Raw genomic sequence first — 17,255 nt, 5'->3', positions numbered from 1 at the left:
GTGCTGGAACACCGGACTCCATGGGCCGACGCACGGGCCTACTGGCGCAGCCGCCTCGAACCGGAGCTCTACCAGGTGCTGGCGCCGATGCAATGGCTGCGCTGGCAGCCGTACGACCCGCAGGGCGCCTACAGGATCGCCTCGCTCCTGAAGGTGGACCCGGCGCTCCTGCCCTGCCTCGTCCTGTTCAACGGCCGGGCCGACCTGCCCTGGGGGAAGCAGAAGGTCGTCTTCCCGGTCGAGCAGGCCACCCCCCGGTACTTCCGCATCCTGTTCGGACGGATCGCCGAGGCGCTGGGCGGACAGCCCGGTACGCGCGACGACGGACGGCTGGAGTACGACGACCTGCGGGCCGGGGCGGTGGGCGACGGCCCGACGGTGCTGCGCGACCTGCTGCTGCGCAGCGCACGCGACCGGGACGAGGAGGCGTTCGCACGGGTCGCGGAGGCGCAGCACACCATCAGCGCCGCACTGCGGCGGACTCGCGCGCCCCACACCGGGTATCAGCTCAACAACTGCAAGGTCATTCTCACTTCGGGGGCCACCATGACGGAGAGCTTCAACTTCAACGGGCAGAACACGACGTTCATCAACCGTCCCAACGACACGGTCGTCCAGGACTTCCAGAACCAGCACGGGACCGCGCTGGGCGCCGACGACCTGCGACAGCTGCTCGCACTGACCCTCTCCAGCGACGAACTGTCGGACGCCGAGCGCGACGAGGCCGCGCAGGCGGTGCACGACCTGGCCACGCTCTCCGGCGAGCCGGACACCGGCGCCTTCCGGCTGCGTGCGGAGCGCCTTCGCGAACTGCTGGCCGGGGCGGCCGACATCGCCCAGCCGGCGCTGGCCCTCATCGCGGCGGTCACGGCGGCCGTGACGGGCTCGCCGACACCCCGCCGGGCCGCCCGAGGCAACCCGGCGGGGCGGACACCCGTCTTCCCCCTCGCACGACAGCGGTACGCAGCCCTGGGCACCCGCCCGTCCGCTGCGGGGGGAACGGACGGAGCACACGGCGTGACGGATGGACCCGGCCTGCCCGGAAGCGGCGTGCGACGGCGCGCCGTCATGATCTCGGCCGCGCTCGGCACCCTGAGCGCCTGCTCCGTGCCGCCCCCGCGCCGTGCGGACACCGCCCCGGACCCCGCTCCCGGCCAGGCCATCAGCACCGCCCGCCGGGCGCTGGTCATGCAGTTCCTCGCCCACCCGGACGACGACCTGTACTTCATGAACCCGGACACGCGGCAGGCCCTGGACGCCGGGACACGGGTGGTCTGCGTGTATCTGACGGCGGGCGAGGCCGACGGCGTCAACAAGGTGCCCGGCGCCCCGCGCCCCGCGGCCGACAAGGCCGCCTACTCCTCCGCACGCCGCCAGGGACTCCGGCAGGCGTACGCGGCCCTGCTCCGACGGGACCCGTTCACCCGCTGGGAGACGTCCGTCATGGAACTCGGCGGGCGTCACCGTGCCGAGACCGCCACCCTCGGCGCGGGGCCGCGCAGGGTGGACCTGGTCTTCCTCGACACCGCCATGCACACCGGCCGCCACCGCCTCGGGCTGCCCAGTCTCTGGGAGGACCGGCGTCTGTCCCTGCGTACCGTCGTGGCGGACGGCTCACCGGTGCGCCACCCCGGCTCGTACACCTATGACGGGCTCGTGGACGTCCTCGTGGAACTGCTGGAGCGCTACCGGCCCACCGTGGTCCACACCCTCGACCCCGATCCGGACATCCGGCACGGCACGGAGGCCGCGCGCCGCCGGGACAGCGAACAGCGCGGGTACTCGGACCACGCCGACCACACGGCCGCGGCCTGCTTCGCCTGGGCGGCGCTGATCCGGTGGGTGGCGCGGGCCACCGCCGCCGGCGGTGAGGTCCCCGCGTTCGCGGTGGCCGCCTACCGCGGGTACTACAACCGGCACTGGCCCAAGAACCTCCCGCCCGGTGTCCTCCGGCGCAAAGCCGCCCACCTCGTGCCCTACGGCGGTGCGCCCGGCTGGGACTGCGGGAATCCCTCCGGCTGCGGCGACTACAACGTCGGCGGGGACAGGCCGCTGACCAGCCGCAAGGGCTGGGTCCGCGCCACCCACCACCGCTACCCGGGTGCCCGTACGGTGCTCACGGCGGACGCGGACGGACGGCTCCACGCGTACGCCGTGCTGGGACTGCGGCTCGTCCGGTGGCGCGAGGACGAGGCGGGCGGCGTCTGGGAACCCCCGCAGGACCTCGGCGGCGGGCCGCTGGCCCCGGCGCTGGGCAGTGCCACCGCGGACGGCGGGCAACTGCTGTTGTTCGGGCTCAGGTTCGCGGCACTCTCCGGTCACGGCGGCGACAACGAACGCGAGGTCGTGCTGCTGGAACAGCGGGCCGGGCACAGCGGGTTCCTCGCCTGGCGCGGCCTGGGCAACCCCTCACCCGGCCGGGACGAGGGCCGCCGCATCGGGGTACCGGTCGCCGTCACCGCACCGGACGGCCGCGTGCACCTCTTCGTACGCAACGCGGAGAAGGGGCTCAGCACCCGGGTCCGCGAGAGGGACGGCCACTGGGGCGGGTGGCGGGACATGGGCGGCGGCGAGGTCCAGGACGGGCTCACCACCACGGTGGACGGTGAGGGCCTCGTCCACGTCTACGCGGCCGGGCACCACGCCGTGCACCACTGGACGCAGGACGCGCCCGGTGAAGGCCTGACCGCCCGCACTCAGATCGACGCGGGCCCCGTGCCCGGCACTCCCCCGGCCGCCCTGCCCGCCCCGGACGGATCCGTCGAGCTGTTCTACCGCGCCGAGGCCCGCCCCGGACTGACCACCGTGCGCGCCGGAGTGACGGCGGAGCTGTCCGGCTTCGACGGCTACGGACCCGTCACCGCGGCGCCCTCCCGGAGCGGGCCCGTCCTCCTCGGGCTCAGCGCCGAGGGCCACGTCCGACTGCGCACGGCCGACGCGCTCCTCACGCGGTCACGCGGCTCCGTCGCACTGGACGGCGCCACGCTCCACCTCGGGGCGGAAGGCCGGCCGGCCGCGGCGGGACTGGGCACGGACGCGGCGCCCTGGCTCTGGCGTCCGTAAGCACGTGACCCGGTCCCCGCCCGACCGGCCCGCGGTCACCGCCGGGTACGGCGAAGGGCCCCACACCTCCCGAGGGAGATGCGGGGCCCTTCTGGTGCTCAGTGCGGAGCAACCAGGTCAGACGATCAAGTAATTACTTGATGATCTTGGTGACCTGGCCGGCGCCCACGGTCCGGCCACCCTCACGGATGGCGAACTTCAGGCCCTCTTCCATGGCGACCGGCTGGATCAGCGCGACGTCCATGAGGGTGTTGTCACCCGGCATGACCATCTCGGTGCCCTCGGGAAGGGTCACAACGCCCGTCACGTCCGTGGTACGGAAGTAGAACTGCGGGCGGTAGTTGTTGAAGAACGGGGTGTGACGGCCACCCTCGTCCTTCGACAGGATGTAGGACTGCGCCTGGAACTCGGTGTGCGGCGTGACCGAACCCGGCTTGATGATGACCTGGCCGCGCTCGACGTCCTCGCGCTTGATGCCACGGAGGAGCAGACCGACGTTCTCACCGGCCTGGCCCTCGTCGAGCAGCTTGCGGAACATCTCGATGCCGGTGACCGTGGTGGTGGTCTTCTCGGTCTTGATACCGACGATGTCGACGGTCTCGTTGACCTTCAGGACACCACGCTCGATGCGGCCGGTGACGACCGTACCGCGACCGGTGATCGTGAAGACGTCCTCGATGGGCATGAGGAACGGCTTCTCGACGTCACGCTCGGGCTGCGGGATGGACTCGTCGACGGCCTTCATCAGGTCGAGAACGGTCTGGCCCCACTCGGCGTCGCCCTCAAGGGCCTTGAGCGCCGAGACCTTGACGACCGGAAGGTCGTCGCCCGGGAACTCGTACTCGGAGAGGAGCTCACGAACCTCGAGCTCGACGAGCTCCAGGATCTCCTCGTCGTCCACCATGTCGGCCTTGTTCAGGGCGACGACGATGTACGGCACGCCGACCTGGCGGGCCAGGAGCACGTGCTCCTTGGTCTGCGGCATCGGGCCGTCGGTGGCCGCGACCACGAGGATGGCGCCGTCCATCTGCGCCGCACCCGTGATCATGTTCTTGATGTAGTCGGCGTGACCCGGGCAGTCGACGTGCGCGTAGTGACGCGACTCCGTCTGGTACTCGACGTGCGCGATCGAGATCGTGATACCGCGCTGGCGCTCCTCAGGAGCCTTGTCGATCTGGTCGAAGGCCGAGGCCTCGTTCAGGTCCGGGTACGCGTCGTGCAGCACCTTGGTAATGGCGGCCGTGAGGGTCGTCTTACCGTGGTCAATGTGACCGATGGTGCCGATGTTGACGTGCGGCTTAGTCCGCTCGAACTTTGCCTTCGCCACTGGGGTCCTCCTGAGTGGTTCTGTACGCCTTGCTTCATCGGCGCCAGGTGATCTTTGCTGGAATGCCGGTGCCGGAGGCATCCGCCGCGTTGCTTACGCATCACGGCGAATGCCCGACCGGGCTCCGGTGACAAGCCTAAAGCGTGAGCTCGGAAGAGTTACTCGCCCTTGGCCTTCGCGATGATCTCCTCGGCGACGTTCCGCGGAACCTCGGCGTAGGAGTCGAACTGCATCGAGTAGCTTGCGCGACCCGAGGTCTTGCTGCGGAGGTCTCCGACGTAGCCGAACATCTCCGAGAGGGGCACGAGGCCCTTCACGACGCGAGCGCCGCTGCGCTCCTCCATGGCCTGGATCTGGCCACGGCGGGAGTTGAGGTCGCCGATGACATCGCCCATGTAGTCCTCGGGCGTGGTGACCTCGACGGCCATCATCGGCTCGAGGAGCACGGGGGACGCCTTGCGGGCACCCTCCTTGAACGCCTGCGAACCGGCGATCTTGAAGGCGAGCTCCGAGGAGTCGACCTCGTGGTAACCACCGTCGAGAAGGGTGACGCGGACGCCGACCATCTCGTAACCGGCCAGGATGCCGAACTGCATGGCTTCCTGAGCACCCGCGTCCACCGAGGGAATGTACTCACGGGGGATGCGGCCACCGGTGACCTTGTTGACGAACTCGTAGGAGGCGTCGCCACCCTCGATGGGCTCGAGGGCGATCTGCACCTTCGCGAACTGGCCGGTACCACCAGTCTGCTTCTTGTGCGTGTAGTCGATGCGCTCGACGGTCTTGCGGATCGTCTCGCGGTAAGCGACCTGGGGCTTGCCGACATTCGCCTCGACGCGGAACTCGCGCTTCATGCGGTCGACGAGCACCTCGAGGTGAAGCTCGCCCATACCACCGATGATGGTCTGGCCGGTCTCCTCGTCGGAGTGCACCTGGAAGGAGGGGTCCTCCTCCGAGAGGCGCTGGATGGCGACACCCAGCTTCTCCTGGTCACCCTTGGACTTGGGCTCGATGGCGACCTGAATGACCGGCGCCGGGAAGTCCATGGACTCCAGGATCACCGGGTTCTTGTCGTCGGACAGCGTCTCACCCGTGGTGGTCTGCTTCAGACCCATGACGGCGACGATGTCACCGGCGCCCACCGACGCGATCTCCTCACGCTTGTTCGCGTGCATGCGGTAGATCTTGCCGATGCGCTCCTTCTTGCCCTTGACCGAGTTCAGCACCGCGGTGCCGGCCTCGAGGCGACCGGAGTAGATCCGGACGAAGGTGAGCTTGCCCAGGTGCGGGTCACTCGCGATCTTGAACGCCAGGCCGGAGAACGGCTCGTCGTCCGAAGGCTTGCGCTTGATGACCAGCTCCGGGTCCTTGACGTCGTGGCCCTCGATGGCCTCGACGTCCAGGGGGGAAGGCAGGTAGCGGACGACAGCGTCGAGCAGGGGCTGAACACCCTTGTTCTTGAACGCGGTGCCACAGAAGACGGGGGTCACGGTGACGGAGTCGGCCGAGCCCTTCGACGCGAGGGTGATCCGACGGATCGCCTCGTGCAGCTGCTCCTCGGTGGGCTCGTTGCCCTCGAGGTACAGCTCCATCATCTGGTCGTCGTTCTCCGCGACGGCCTCAAGGAGCTTGCCGCGCCATTCCTCGGCGGCCTCCTTGTGCGTGTCGGGGATCTCGACGGTGTTGTACATCTCGCCCTTGGCGGCCTCTTCGGGCCACACGAAGGCCTTCATCGACACGAGGTCGACGACGCCCTTGAAGTCGGCTTCGGCGCCGATGGGGAGCTGCATGACGAGCGGAACCGCACCGAGGCGGTCGACGATCATGTCGACACAACGGTGGAACTCGGCGCCGGTGCGGTCGAGCTTGTTGACGAAGCAGATACGCGGCACGCCGTAGCGGTCCGCCTGACGCCAGACGGTCTCGGACTGCGGCTCGACGCCGGCCACACCGTCGAACACGGTGACGGCACCGTCGAGGACGCGGAGCGAACGCTCCACCTCGACGGTGAAGTCGACGTGACCCGGGGTGTCGATGATGTTGATGGTGTGGTCAACATCATTGAGCGGCCAGTGGCAGGTCGTCGCGGCGGACGTGATCGTGATGCCGCGCTCCTGCTCCTGCTCCATCCAGTCCATCGTGGCTGCGCCGTCGTGGACTTCACCGATCTTGTACGAGACGCCGGTGTAGAAGAGGATCCGCTCAGTGGTGGTCGTCTTGCCCGCGTCGATGTGGGCCATGATCCCGATGTTGCGGACCTTGGCCAGGTCAAGCGAAGTGGTGGCCATAAGGCTCAATCTTCTCTCGGTCTCGATGGGGTGAGCGACTACCAGCGGTAGTGCGCGAAGGCCTTGTTGGACTCGGCCATCTTGTGGGTGTCCTCGCGCTTCTTGACGGCAGCGCCAAGACCGTTGGAGGCGTCGAGCAGCTCGTTCATGAGGCGCTCGGTCATGGTCTTCTCGCGGCGGGCGCGGGAGTAACCCACGATCCAGCGCAGCGAGAGGGTGGCGGCACGACCGGGCTTGACCTCGATCGGCACCTGGTAGGTGGCGCCACCGACACGGCGGGACTTGACCTCGAGCGACGGCTTGACGTTCTCGAGCGCGCGCTTCAGCGTGATGACCGGGTCAGCGCCGGTCTTCTCGCGGAGGCCTTCCATGGCGCCGTAGACGATCCGCTCGGCGGTGGAACGCTTGCCGTCGAGCAGGATCTTGTTGATCAGCGACGTGACAAGAGGAGAGCTGTAGACCGGGTCGATGATGACCGGGCGCTTCGGGGCGGGGCCCTTACGAGGCATTCTTACTTCTCCTTCTTGGCGCCGTAGCGGCTGCGGGCCTGCTTGCGGTTCTTGACACCCTGGGTGTCGAGCGAACCACGGATGATCTTGTAACGAACACCCGGCAGGTCCTTCACACGGCCACCACGCACGAGCACGATGGAGTGCTCCTGCAGGTTGTGCCCCTCACCCGGGATGTAGGCCGTGACCTCGATACCAGAGGTCAGACGCACACGTGCGACCTTGCGGAGCGCCGAGTTCGGCTTCTTCGGGGTGGTCGTGAAGACACGCGTGCAGACGCCACGACGCTGGGGCGAACCCTCGAGCGCGGGCGTCTTGTTCTTCTCGACCTTGTCCTGCCGGCCTTTCCGGACCAGCTGCTGGATCGTAGGCACTACTTCTCCGGTTTCTGTGTGCCGTTCGTGAAACTAACCTGGAACACTCTCCGACCCACGCGGTCGGGTGTGTCGAATACTGCACGCCCCTGCGGTGACGCAGAGGAGACACAGATTGCGGTGGCCACTTACGGACTCGCCGTGCGGTTGAGGACACGCACCCGAGCCCAGGCACACCCCAGGCACAAGGCTTGAGCGTACCTACCTCACGGACCTGGGTCAAAACAAATGCTGTCCGCCCCCCGGCCCCGGAACGCGGGGCCCGCACCGGCCGGGTGCCCGGAATGCCCACGGCGTCGGCACCACCGCCGGGACAGCCTCTCTGACCAGCATAAACGACTCCTCCGACGCCTCCGGCCGTGCCTTCGCCGCGCCGGATGGCCGAGGGCGTCGGTGACCCCGGGTGACCGACCTCACCGAAGCACACGCCGGCACGCCGAAGGGCGGCCACCCCGTACGCAACGGGGTGACCGCCCTTCGGTCGTATCAAGCGACTCGCTTACTGGTTGTACGGACCGTAGTCGTAGTCCTCCAGCGGGACGGCCTGGCCGGAGCCCGTGCCGAACGGCGAGTAGTCGATGTCGTCGTAGCCGACGGCCGAGTACATCGCGGCCTTGGCCTCCTCGGTCGGCTCGACCCGGATGTTGCGGTAGCGGGAGAGACCCGTACCGGCCGGGATGAGCTTACCGATGATGACGTTCTCCTTGAGGCCGATCAGGGAGTCCGACTTGGCGTTGATCGCCGCGTCGGTGAGGACCCTGGTCGTCTCCTGGAAGGACGCCGCCGACAGCCACGACTCGGTGGCGAGCGAGGCCTTGGTGATACCCATCAGCTGCGGACGGCCGGAGGCGGGGTGACCGCCCTCGGTGACCACACGACGGTTCTCGACCTCGAACTTCGACCGCTCGACGAGCTCGCCCGGCAGCAGCTCCGCGTCGCCGGACTCGATGATCGTCACACGGCGCAGCATCTGCCGGATGATGATCTCGATGTGCTTGTCGTGGATCGACACGCCCTGCGAGTTGTAGACCTTCTGGACTTCGCCGACCAGGTGGACCTGGACCGCGCGCTGACCGAGGATCCGCAGCACGTCGTGCGGGTTCGTGGCACCGACGGTGAGCTTCTGGCCCACCTCGACCGCGTCGCCCTCGCCGACCAGCAGACGGGCACGCTTGGAGATCGGGAACGGCGTCTCCTCGCTGCCGTCGTCCGGCGTGACGACGATCTTCTTGGTCTTCTCGGTCTCCTCGATGCGGACCCGGCCCTTGGCCTCCGAGATCGGGGCGACACCCTTGGGGGTACGCGCCTCGAAGAGCTCGACGACACGCGGCAGACCCTGCGTGATGTCGTCACCCGCCACACCACCGGTGTGGAAGGTACGCATCGTCAGCTGGGTACCGGGCTCACCGATGGACTGGGCGGCGATGATGCCGACCGCCTCACCGATGTCGACCAGCTTGCCGGTGGCGAGCGAGCGTCCGTAGCAGAAGGCACAGGTGCCGACCGCGGACTCACAGGTCAGGACCGAGCGGGTCTTGACCTCCTCGACGCCGGCGCCCACGAGGGCGTCGATCAGGACGTCACCGAGGTCGACGTTGGCAGGCGCGATGACCTTGCCGTCGACGACGACGTCCTCGGCGAGCATGCGGGCGTAGACCGAGGTCTCGACGTCGTCCGTCTTGCGGAGGACACCGTCGGCACCCTTGACGGCGATCTTCAGCTTGAGGCCGCGGTCGGTGCCGCAGTCCTCCTCGCGGATGATCACGTCCTGCGAGACGTCCACCAGACGACGGGTCAGGTAACCCGAGTCGGCGGTACGCAGGGCGGTGTCCGCCAGACCCTTACGGGCACCGTGCGTGGAGATGAAGTACTCCAGAACGGTGAGGCCCTCGCGGAAGGACGCCTTGATGGGACGAGGGATCGTCTCGTTCTTGGCGTTCGACACCAGACCACGCATACCCGCGATCTGACGCATCTGCATCATGTTTCCTCGGGCACCCGAGTCGACCATCATGAAGATGGGGTTCGTCTTCGGGAAGTTCGCGTTCATCGCCTCGGCGACCTCGTTGGTCGCCTTGGTCCAGATCGCGATGAGCTCCTGCGTGCGCTCGTCCTTGGTGATCAGACCGCGCTCGTACTGCTTCTGGACCTTCTCGTCCTGCTCCTCGTAGCCCTTGACGATGGCCTTCTTGGCCTCGGGCACGACGACGTCGGAGATGGCCACGGTCACACCGGAGCGGGTCGCCCAGTGGAAACCGGCCGCCTTCAGGTTGTCGAGCGTCGCCGCCACGATGACCTTGGGGTAGCGCTCGGCCAGGTCGTTGACGATCTCGGAGAGCTGCTTCTTGCCCACCGAGTAGTCGACGAACGGGTAGTCCTCGGGCAGCAGCTCGTTGAAGAGCGCGCGGCCCAGGCTCGTACGCAGACGGAAGGTGTCACCCGGCTGGTACTCGGGCTCGCCCTCCTCGGCGACCGGCGGCACCCAGCCACGCGGGGGCATGGTGCCCACCGGGAAGCGGATGTCGACCTTCGCCTGGAGCGACAGCTCGCGGGCGTCGAAGGCCATGGTGGCCTCGGCCGTGGAGCCGAACGCGCGGTCCGTGCCCTTGACGTTGCGGCCCTCTTCGTCCGTGGTGAGGAAGAAGAGACCCAGCACCATGTCCTGGGTCGGCATGGTGACGGGACGGCCGTCGGCCGGCTTCAGGATGTTGTTCGAGGACAGCATCAGGATGCGGGCCTCGGCCTGCGCCTCCGCGGAGAGCGGCAGGTGCACGGCCATCTGGTCACCGTCGAAGTCCGCGTTGAACGCGGTGCAGACGAGCGGGTGGATCTGGATGGCCTTGCCCTCGACCAGCTGCGGCTCGAAGGCCTGGATGCCGAGGCGGTGCAGGGTGGGCGCACGGTTCAGCAGCACCGGGTGCTCGGCGATGACCTCTTCGAGGACGTCGTACACGACGGTGCGGCCACGCTCGACCATGCGCTTCGCCGACTTGATGTTCTGCGCGTGGTTCAGGTCCACCAGGCGCTTCATCACGAACGGCTTGAAGAGCTCCAGCGCCATCGCCTTCGGCAGACCGCACTGGTGCAGCTTGAGCTGCGGACCGACGACGATCACGGAACGCGCGGAGTAGTCCACGCGCTTGCCGAGGAGGTTCTGACGGAAACGGCCCTGCTTGCCCTTCAGCATGTCGCTGAGGGACTTCAGGGGGCGGTTGCCGGGACCGGTGACCGGGCGACCACGGCGGCCGTTGTCGAACAGCGCGTCGACGGCCTCCTGCAGCATCCGCTTCTCGTTGTTCACGATGATCTCGGGGGCACCGAGGTCAAGGAGACGCTTGAGGCGGTTGTTGCGGTTGATCACACGGCGGTACAGGTCGTTCAGGTCGGAGGTCGCGAAGCGGCCACCGTCCAGCTGCACCATCGGACGCAGGTCCGGCGGGATGACCGGCACGCAGTCGAGCACCATGCCCTTGGGCTTGTTGCTGGTCTGCAGGAACGCGGAGACGACCTTGAGGCGCTTGAGCGCACGGGTCTTCTTCTGGCCCTTGCCGGTACGGATGATCTCGCGGAGGCGCTCGGCCTCCTCGTCGAGGTCGAAGGACTCCAGGCGCTTCTGCAGCGCCGCGGCGCCCATGCAGCCGTCGAAGTACGTGCCGAAGCGGTCACGCAGCTCGCGGTAGAGCAGCTCGTCGCCCTCGAGGTCCTGGACCTTGAGGTTCTTGAAGCGGCTCCACACCTCGTCGAGACGGTCGATCTCGCGCTGCGCACGGTCGCGCAGCTGCTTCATCTCACGCTCGGCACCTTCGCGCACCTTGCGGCGCACGTCGGCCTTGGCGCCCTCGGCCTCGAGCTCGGCCAGGTCGGTCTCGAGCTTCTTGGCACGGTTCTCGAGGTCCGAGTCGCGACGGTTCTCGACCTGCTGACGCTCGACGGAGACGTGGGCCTCCAGCGACGGGAGGTCGCGCGTGCGGCGCTCCTCGTCGACGAACGTGATCATGTACGCGGCGAAGTAGATGACCTTCTCGAGGTCCTTCGGCGCAAGGTCCAGCAGGTAGCCCAGACGCGACGGGACACCCTTGAAGTACCAGATGTGGGTGACGGGAGCGGCAAGCTCGATGTGGCCCATGCGCTCACGGCGCACCTTGGCGCGCGTGACCTCGACGCCACAGCGCTCACAGATGATGCCCTTGAAGCGGACACGCTTGTACTTGCCGCAGTAGCACTCCCAGTCCCGGGTCGGACCGAAGATCTTCTCGCAGAAGAGTCCGTCCTTTTCGGGCTTGAGGGTGCGGTAGTTGATGGTCTCCGGCTTCTTCACTTCGCCGTGGGACCAGGTCCGGATGTCGTCCGCGGTGGCAAGGCCGATCCGCAGCTCGTCGAAGAAGTTGACGTCGAGCACTTGTCGTCAATCCCTCTTTCGGGGGTTCGAGCCCCCTCGCGTCATGCGAGAAATCGGGGCACTTCAGCAATGGTCTGAACGGGTCCGGGGAGAGCCGGCCGGATCACTGGGATCCGGCCGGCCAACCCGTCAGACCTCTTCGACGCTGCTCGGCTCTCGCCGGGACAGGTCGATACCGAGCTCCTCCGCCGCGCGGAAGACGTCCTCGTCCGTGTCGCGCATCTCGATGGACATGCCGTCCGAGGACAGCACCTCCACGTTGAGGCAGAGCGACTGCATTTCCTTGATGAGCACCTTGAAGGACTCGGGAATGCCCGGCTCGGGGATGTTCTCGCCCTTGACGATCGCCTCGTAGACCTTCACGCGGCCGGTGACGTCGTCGGACTTGATCGTCAGCAGTTCCTGGAGGGCGTATGCGGCGCCGTAAGCCTCAAGGGCCCACACCTCCATCTCACCGAATCGCTGCCCGCCGAACTGTGCCTTACCACCCAACGGCTGCTGCGTGATCATGGAGTACGGGCCGGTCGAACGGGCGTGGAGCTTGTCGTCGACCAGGTGGTGCAGCTTGAGGATGTACATGTACCCGACCGAGACCGGGTCCGGGAACGGCTCGCCGGAGCGGCCGTCGAACAGCTGGGCCTTGCCCGAGGGCTGGACCAGCCGGTCGCCGTCGCGGTTCGGGATCGTGGCTCCGAAGAGACCCGAGATCTCGTCCTCGCGCGCACCGTCGAAGACGGGGGTGGCGACGTTCGTGCCGGGGGCGACCTGGTCGGCGCCGATGGCCTGCAGGCGCTGGGCCCACTCGTCACCGAGGCCGGAGACGTCCCATCCGCGGCTGGCGAGCCAGCCGAGGTGGATCTCCAGGACCTGTCCCGGGTTCATTCGGGACGGGACACCCAGCGGGTTGAGGATGATGTCGACCGGGGTGCCGTCCTCCAGGAACGGCATGTCCTCGATCGGGAGGATCTTCGAGATGACGCCCTTGTTGCCGTGACGGCCGGCGAGCTTGTCACCATCGGTGATCTTGCGCTTCTGCGCGACGTAGACGCGGACCAGCTGGTTCACGCCCGGCGGCAGCTCGTCGCCCTCTTCGCGGTCGAAGACGCGGACGCCGATGACCTTGCCGATCTCGCCGTGCGGGACCTTCAGCGAGGTGTCACGGACCTCGCGCGCCTTCTCACCGAAGATCGCGCGGAGCAGACGCTCCTCCGGGGTCAGCTCGGTCTCACCCTTGGGCGTGACCTTGCCGACGAGGATGTCGCCGGCGACGACCTCGGCACCGATACGGATGATGCCGCGCTCGTCGAGGTCGGCGAGGACCTCTTCGGAGACGTTCGGGATGTCCCGGGTGATCTCCTCCGGGCCGAGCTTGGTGTCACGGGCGTCGACCTCGTGCTCCTCGATGTGGATCGAGGAGAGGACGTCGTCCTGCACGAGGCGCTGCGACAGGATGATCGCGTCCTCGTAGTTGTGACCCTCCCACGGCATGAACGCCACGAGCAGGTTCTTGCCCAGCGCCATCTCACCGTTCTCGGTGGCCGGCCCGTCGGCGAGGACCTGGCCCTCGATGACGCGGTCGCCCTCGGAGACGACGACCTTCTGGTTGACCGAGGTGCCCTGGTTGGAGCGCGAGAACTTGGCGATGCGGTACGTGGTGTACGTGCCGTCGTCGTTGGTGACGGTGATGTAGTCCGCGGAGACCTCCTGGACCACACCGTCCTTCTCGGCCTTGAGCACGTCACCGGCGTCGGTGGCGCAGCGGTACTCCATGCCGGTGCCGACGAGCGGCGCCTCGGACTTGATGAGCGGCACCGCCTGACGCATCATGTTCGCGCCCATGAGGGCACGGTTGGCGTCGTCGTGCTCCAGGAACGGGATCATCGCGGTGGCGACGGACACCATCTGGCGCGGCGAGACGTCCATGTAGTCGACGTCGTCACCGGGGATGTAGTCGACCTCTCCGCCACGACGGCGGACCAGGACGCGCGGCTCGGTGAACCGCATGTCCTCGGAGAGCGTCGCGTTCGCCTGGGCGATCACGAAGCGGTCTTCCTCGTCGGCGGTGATGTAGTCGACCTCGTCGGTGACCTGGCCGTCGACGACCTTGCGATACGGCGTCTCGATGAAGCCGAACGCGTTGACGCGGCCGTACGAGGCGAGCGAACCGATCAGACCGATGTTCGGGCCTTCGGGGGTCTCGATCGGGCACATGCGTCCGTAGTGGGACGGGTGCACGTCGCGGACCTCGAAGCCGGCCCGCTCACGGGACAGACCACCCGGGCCGAGCGCCGACAGACGGCGCTTGTGGGTGAGACCCGACAGCGGGTTGTTCTGGTCCATGAACTGGGACAGCTGGCTGGTGCCGAAGAACTCCTTGATGGAGGCGACGACCGGCCGGATGTTGATCAGGGTCTGCGGCGTGATCGCCTCGACGTCCTGAGTCGTCATGCGCTCACGCACGACGCGCTCCATACGGGCGAGACCCGTACGGACCTGGTTCTGGATCAGCTCGCCGACGTTGCGCAGACGACGGTTGCCGAAGTGGTCGATGTCGTCGGTCTCGACGACGATCGTCCGGCCGGACTCACCGACGGTCTCGAGCTCACCGGCGTGCAGCTTCACCAGGTACTTGATGGTGGCGATGATGTCGTCGCTGGTGAGCACACCGGCGTCGAGCGGCTCGTCGGCGCCGAGCTTCTTGTTCACCTTGTAGCGGCCGACCTTCGCGAGGTCGTAGCGCTTCGGGTTGAAGTAGAGGTTCTCGAGCAGCGTCTGAGCGGCCTCACGGGTGGGCGGCTCGCCCGGACGCAGCTTGCGGTAGATGTCGAGCAGCGCGTCGTCCTGGCCCTGGGTGTGGTCCTTCTCCAGGGTGGCGCGCATCGACTCGTACTCGCCGAACTCCTCGAGGATCTGCTCGGTGGTCCAGCCGAGAGCCTTCAGGAGGACGGTGACGGACTGCTTGCGCTTGCGGTCGATGCGGACACCGACCATGTCGCGCTTGTCGATCTCCATCTCCAGCCAGGCACCCCGGGACGGGATGATCTTGGCGGAGAAGATGTCCTTGTCGGACGTCTTGTCGATGGAGGAGTCGAAGTAGACACCCGGCGAGCGGACGAGCTGCGACACCACGACACGCTCGGTGCCGTTGATGACGAAGGTGCCCTTGTTGGTCATGAGCGGGAAGTCGCCCATGAAGACCGTCTGGGACTTGATCTCGCCGGTCTCGTTGTTGGTGAACTCGGCCGTGACGAAGAGCGGGGCGGCGAACGTGAAGTCGCGCTCCTTGCACTCGTCGATCGAGTTCTTCGGGGGCTCGAAGCGGTGGTCGCGGAACGTCAGCGACATCGACCCGGAGAAGTCCTCGATCGGTGAGATCTCCTCGAAGATCTCCTCCAGGCCGGACTTGGTGGGGACGTCCTGTCCACTGTCCAGAGCTGCCTCGACGCGAGCCTTCCAGGCGGCGTTGCCGAGGAGCCAGTCAAAGCTCTCGGTCTGCAGCGCGAGGAGGTTCGGAACCTCGAGGGGCTCCTTGATCTTTGCAAAAGAGATGCGCAGCGGGGCGGTGCTGGCACCGTTGTTCGTATTCGAGGTCGAGGCGTTGCGCGAGGCGGCCAAGAGGGGGTCCTTCCGAGGGCTCGGACTCACTACGCGCGTACCGGCCCCCAAGCCGCACACAGAGACAGGAATCCCAAGGTCAGGGAATGTCCGGTCATCGGTGCTGAGCGTGGGCATGCCCCTGGTGACGGGCAGGAGGCAGCTAACAGGCAGCGCAAAGGGTCAGTGTAGCCAAGCGGCACACTGATGTCCAGTCGGGGTTCTCAGAGACCCACGTTGCTCTCAACAGCTGTTCTCAACACCCATGAATAGCCCTCGCGCGGTGTGCGCTCTTCTTTACTGCCCTCTTCGCTCTCGATCCATGCCTCGGATGCGGATCGAGATGACGACGCGTCCTGAGAATTGCGCGCCGCGTGCGGTTCGTCAAGGCCCTGAGACCCCGGCGGACGTCCGCCGATCTTCACCTGCGCCCGGAGGACGCCTGTTGACGCCCCATGGCACGCCCCGGAGAAACGCACGGCGAAGATCACCCTACTCGCCGCGGACGGAAGATCAAGGCAGCCTCCGTGGGCATGCCGAAGGGCGACCACCCGTATGGGTGATCGCCCTTCGGTGAGGACCCTCAGCACCTTACGGCGCGAGGGGCCTCGGGAGAGTCAGGAGACTCTCGAAGTCACTTGACCTCGACGGAAGCGCCGGCGCCCTTGAGGGACTCGGCAGCCTTCTCGGCGGCCTCCTTGGCGACCTTCTCGAGGACGGGCTTCGGGGCGCCGTCGACGAGGTCCTTGGCCTCCTTGAGACCCAGCGAGGTCAGCTCACGCACGACCTTGATGACCTGGATCTTCTTCTCGCCGGCACCCGTGAGGATGACGTCGAACTCGTCCTGCTCCTCAGCGGCCTCGGCAACGGCGCCCGGGCCGGCCGGACCGGCGACGGCGACGGCGGCGGCGGCGGTGACGTCGAACTTCGCCTCGAACGCCTTAACGAACTCGGAGAGCTCGATGAGGGTGAGCTCCTCGAACTGAGCGAGCAGGTCTTCCTGGCTGAGCTTCGCCATGATGGCGTCCTTCCACTATTCGGCAGGTGCCGGATGTATATGTCGGCGGGCGTACGTGGAGCCCGCTGGACCGCTGAGCGAAATTACTCGGCGGCCTCGGCGGGAGCCGGCGTACCGGCACCGCCCTGCTCGGCCTTCTTGGCGCGAAGCGCTTCCGCGGTGCGGACGAACTTCGACGGCAGAGCCTGGAAGAGCTGCGCAGCCTGAGTCTGCTTGCCCTTCATGGCGCCGGCCAGCTTGGCGAGCAGCACCTCGCGGGACTCGAGGTCCGCGAGCTTCTTGATCTCATCGGCGGACAGCGCCTTACCGTCAAGGACACCGCCCTTGATGATGAGGTTGGGGTTGTCCTTGGCGAAGTCACGAAGACCCTTCGCCGACTCCACCGGGTCACCGGTGATGAAGGCAACCGCCGTCGGACCTGCGAAGAGGTCGTCCAGCGTGTCGATCCCGGCCTCGTTGGCCGCAATCTTGGTCAGCGTGTTCTTCACCACGGCGTACTGGGCGTTCTCACCGAGCGAACGACGCAGCGTCTTGAGCTGCGCCACGGTGAGACCCCGGTACTCGGTCAGCACGGCGGCGTTCGAGCTGCGGAACTGGTCCGTCAGCTCGGCTACCGCGGCAGCCTTGTCGGGCCTTGCCATGAGCGTCGGCCTCCTTCCGGGTGATGAGGACCGCTCAGAAGG

The 17,255-nt window shown here is 67.3% G+C and carries 9 protein-coding genes; 1 reads left to right on the top strand and 8 read right to left on the bottom strand.

Annotated elements, in window-relative coordinates:
* Positions 1 to 1,068 precede the first annotated feature (1,068 nt).
* Positions 1,069 to 3,063 (top strand): PIG-L family deacetylase, encoded by a 1,995-nt coding sequence (locus ACFYY2_RS05860; RefSeq protein ID WP_388738586.1) that lies wholly within the window; start codon positions 1,069 to 1,071, stop codon positions 3,061 to 3,063.
* A 133-nt stretch (positions 3,064 to 3,196) separates the two neighbouring features.
* Here the strand turns inward: ACFYY2_RS05860 and tuf are convergent, their stop codons facing one another.
* The 8 genes from tuf to rplJ form a co-directional block, all read right to left on the bottom strand.
* On the bottom strand, positions 3,197 to 4,390 hold the full coding sequence (gene tuf / locus ACFYY2_RS05855; RefSeq protein ID WP_388737520.1) for an elongation factor Tu: 1,194 nt from the start codon (positions 4,388 to 4,390) through the stop codon (positions 3,197 to 3,199).
* A 158-nt stretch (positions 4,391 to 4,548) separates the two neighbouring features.
* Entirely contained in the window at positions 4,549 to 6,678 is a 2,130-nt protein-coding gene (gene fusA / locus ACFYY2_RS05850) for an elongation factor G (protein WP_327115694.1), read from the bottom strand.
* A 38-nt stretch (positions 6,679 to 6,716) separates the two neighbouring features.
* Positions 6,717 to 7,187: a 30S ribosomal protein S7 gene (gene rpsG, locus ACFYY2_RS05845; protein ID WP_014154599.1), complete on the bottom strand. Its 471-nt coding sequence runs from the start codon at positions 7,185 to 7,187 to the stop codon at positions 6,717 to 6,719.
* Between the two features lie 2 nt (positions 7,188 to 7,189).
* Positions 7,190 to 7,561, bottom strand: coding sequence for a 30S ribosomal protein S12 (gene rpsL / locus ACFYY2_RS05840; RefSeq protein WP_003948652.1), 372 nt, complete (start codon positions 7,559 to 7,561; stop codon positions 7,190 to 7,192).
* Positions 7,562 to 8,060: 499 nt separating this feature from the next.
* A complete protein-coding gene (locus ACFYY2_RS05835; RefSeq protein WP_388737517.1) occupies positions 8,061 to 11,960 on the bottom strand; it encodes a DNA-directed RNA polymerase subunit beta' in 3,900 nt (1,299 codons plus the stop codon).
* A gap of 129 nt (positions 11,961 to 12,089) precedes the next feature.
* Complete coding sequence (gene rpoB / locus ACFYY2_RS05830) at positions 12,090 to 15,575, bottom strand: DNA-directed RNA polymerase subunit beta (protein WP_388737515.1); 3,486 nt, start codon at positions 15,573 to 15,575, stop codon at positions 12,090 to 12,092.
* A 613-nt stretch (positions 15,576 to 16,188) separates the two neighbouring features.
* Positions 16,189 to 16,572, bottom strand: coding sequence for a 50S ribosomal protein L7/L12 (gene rplL, locus ACFYY2_RS05825; protein ID WP_388737512.1), 384 nt, complete (start codon positions 16,570 to 16,572; stop codon positions 16,189 to 16,191).
* 83 nt (positions 16,573 to 16,655) lie between these two features.
* Positions 16,656 to 17,213, bottom strand: coding sequence for a 50S ribosomal protein L10 (gene rplJ / locus ACFYY2_RS05820; RefSeq protein ID WP_327115703.1), 558 nt, complete (start codon positions 17,211 to 17,213; stop codon positions 16,656 to 16,658).
* Between the last annotated feature and the right edge of the window lie 42 nt (positions 17,214 to 17,255).

The organism is Streptomyces sp. NPDC001822 (assembly GCF_042892135.1).
Taxonomy (GTDB): Bacteria; Actinomycetota; Actinomycetes; order Streptomycetales; family Streptomycetaceae; genus Streptomyces.
Note: the sequence above shows the minus strand (reverse complement) of the source record. Positions and strands in the feature narration are given on the sequence as shown.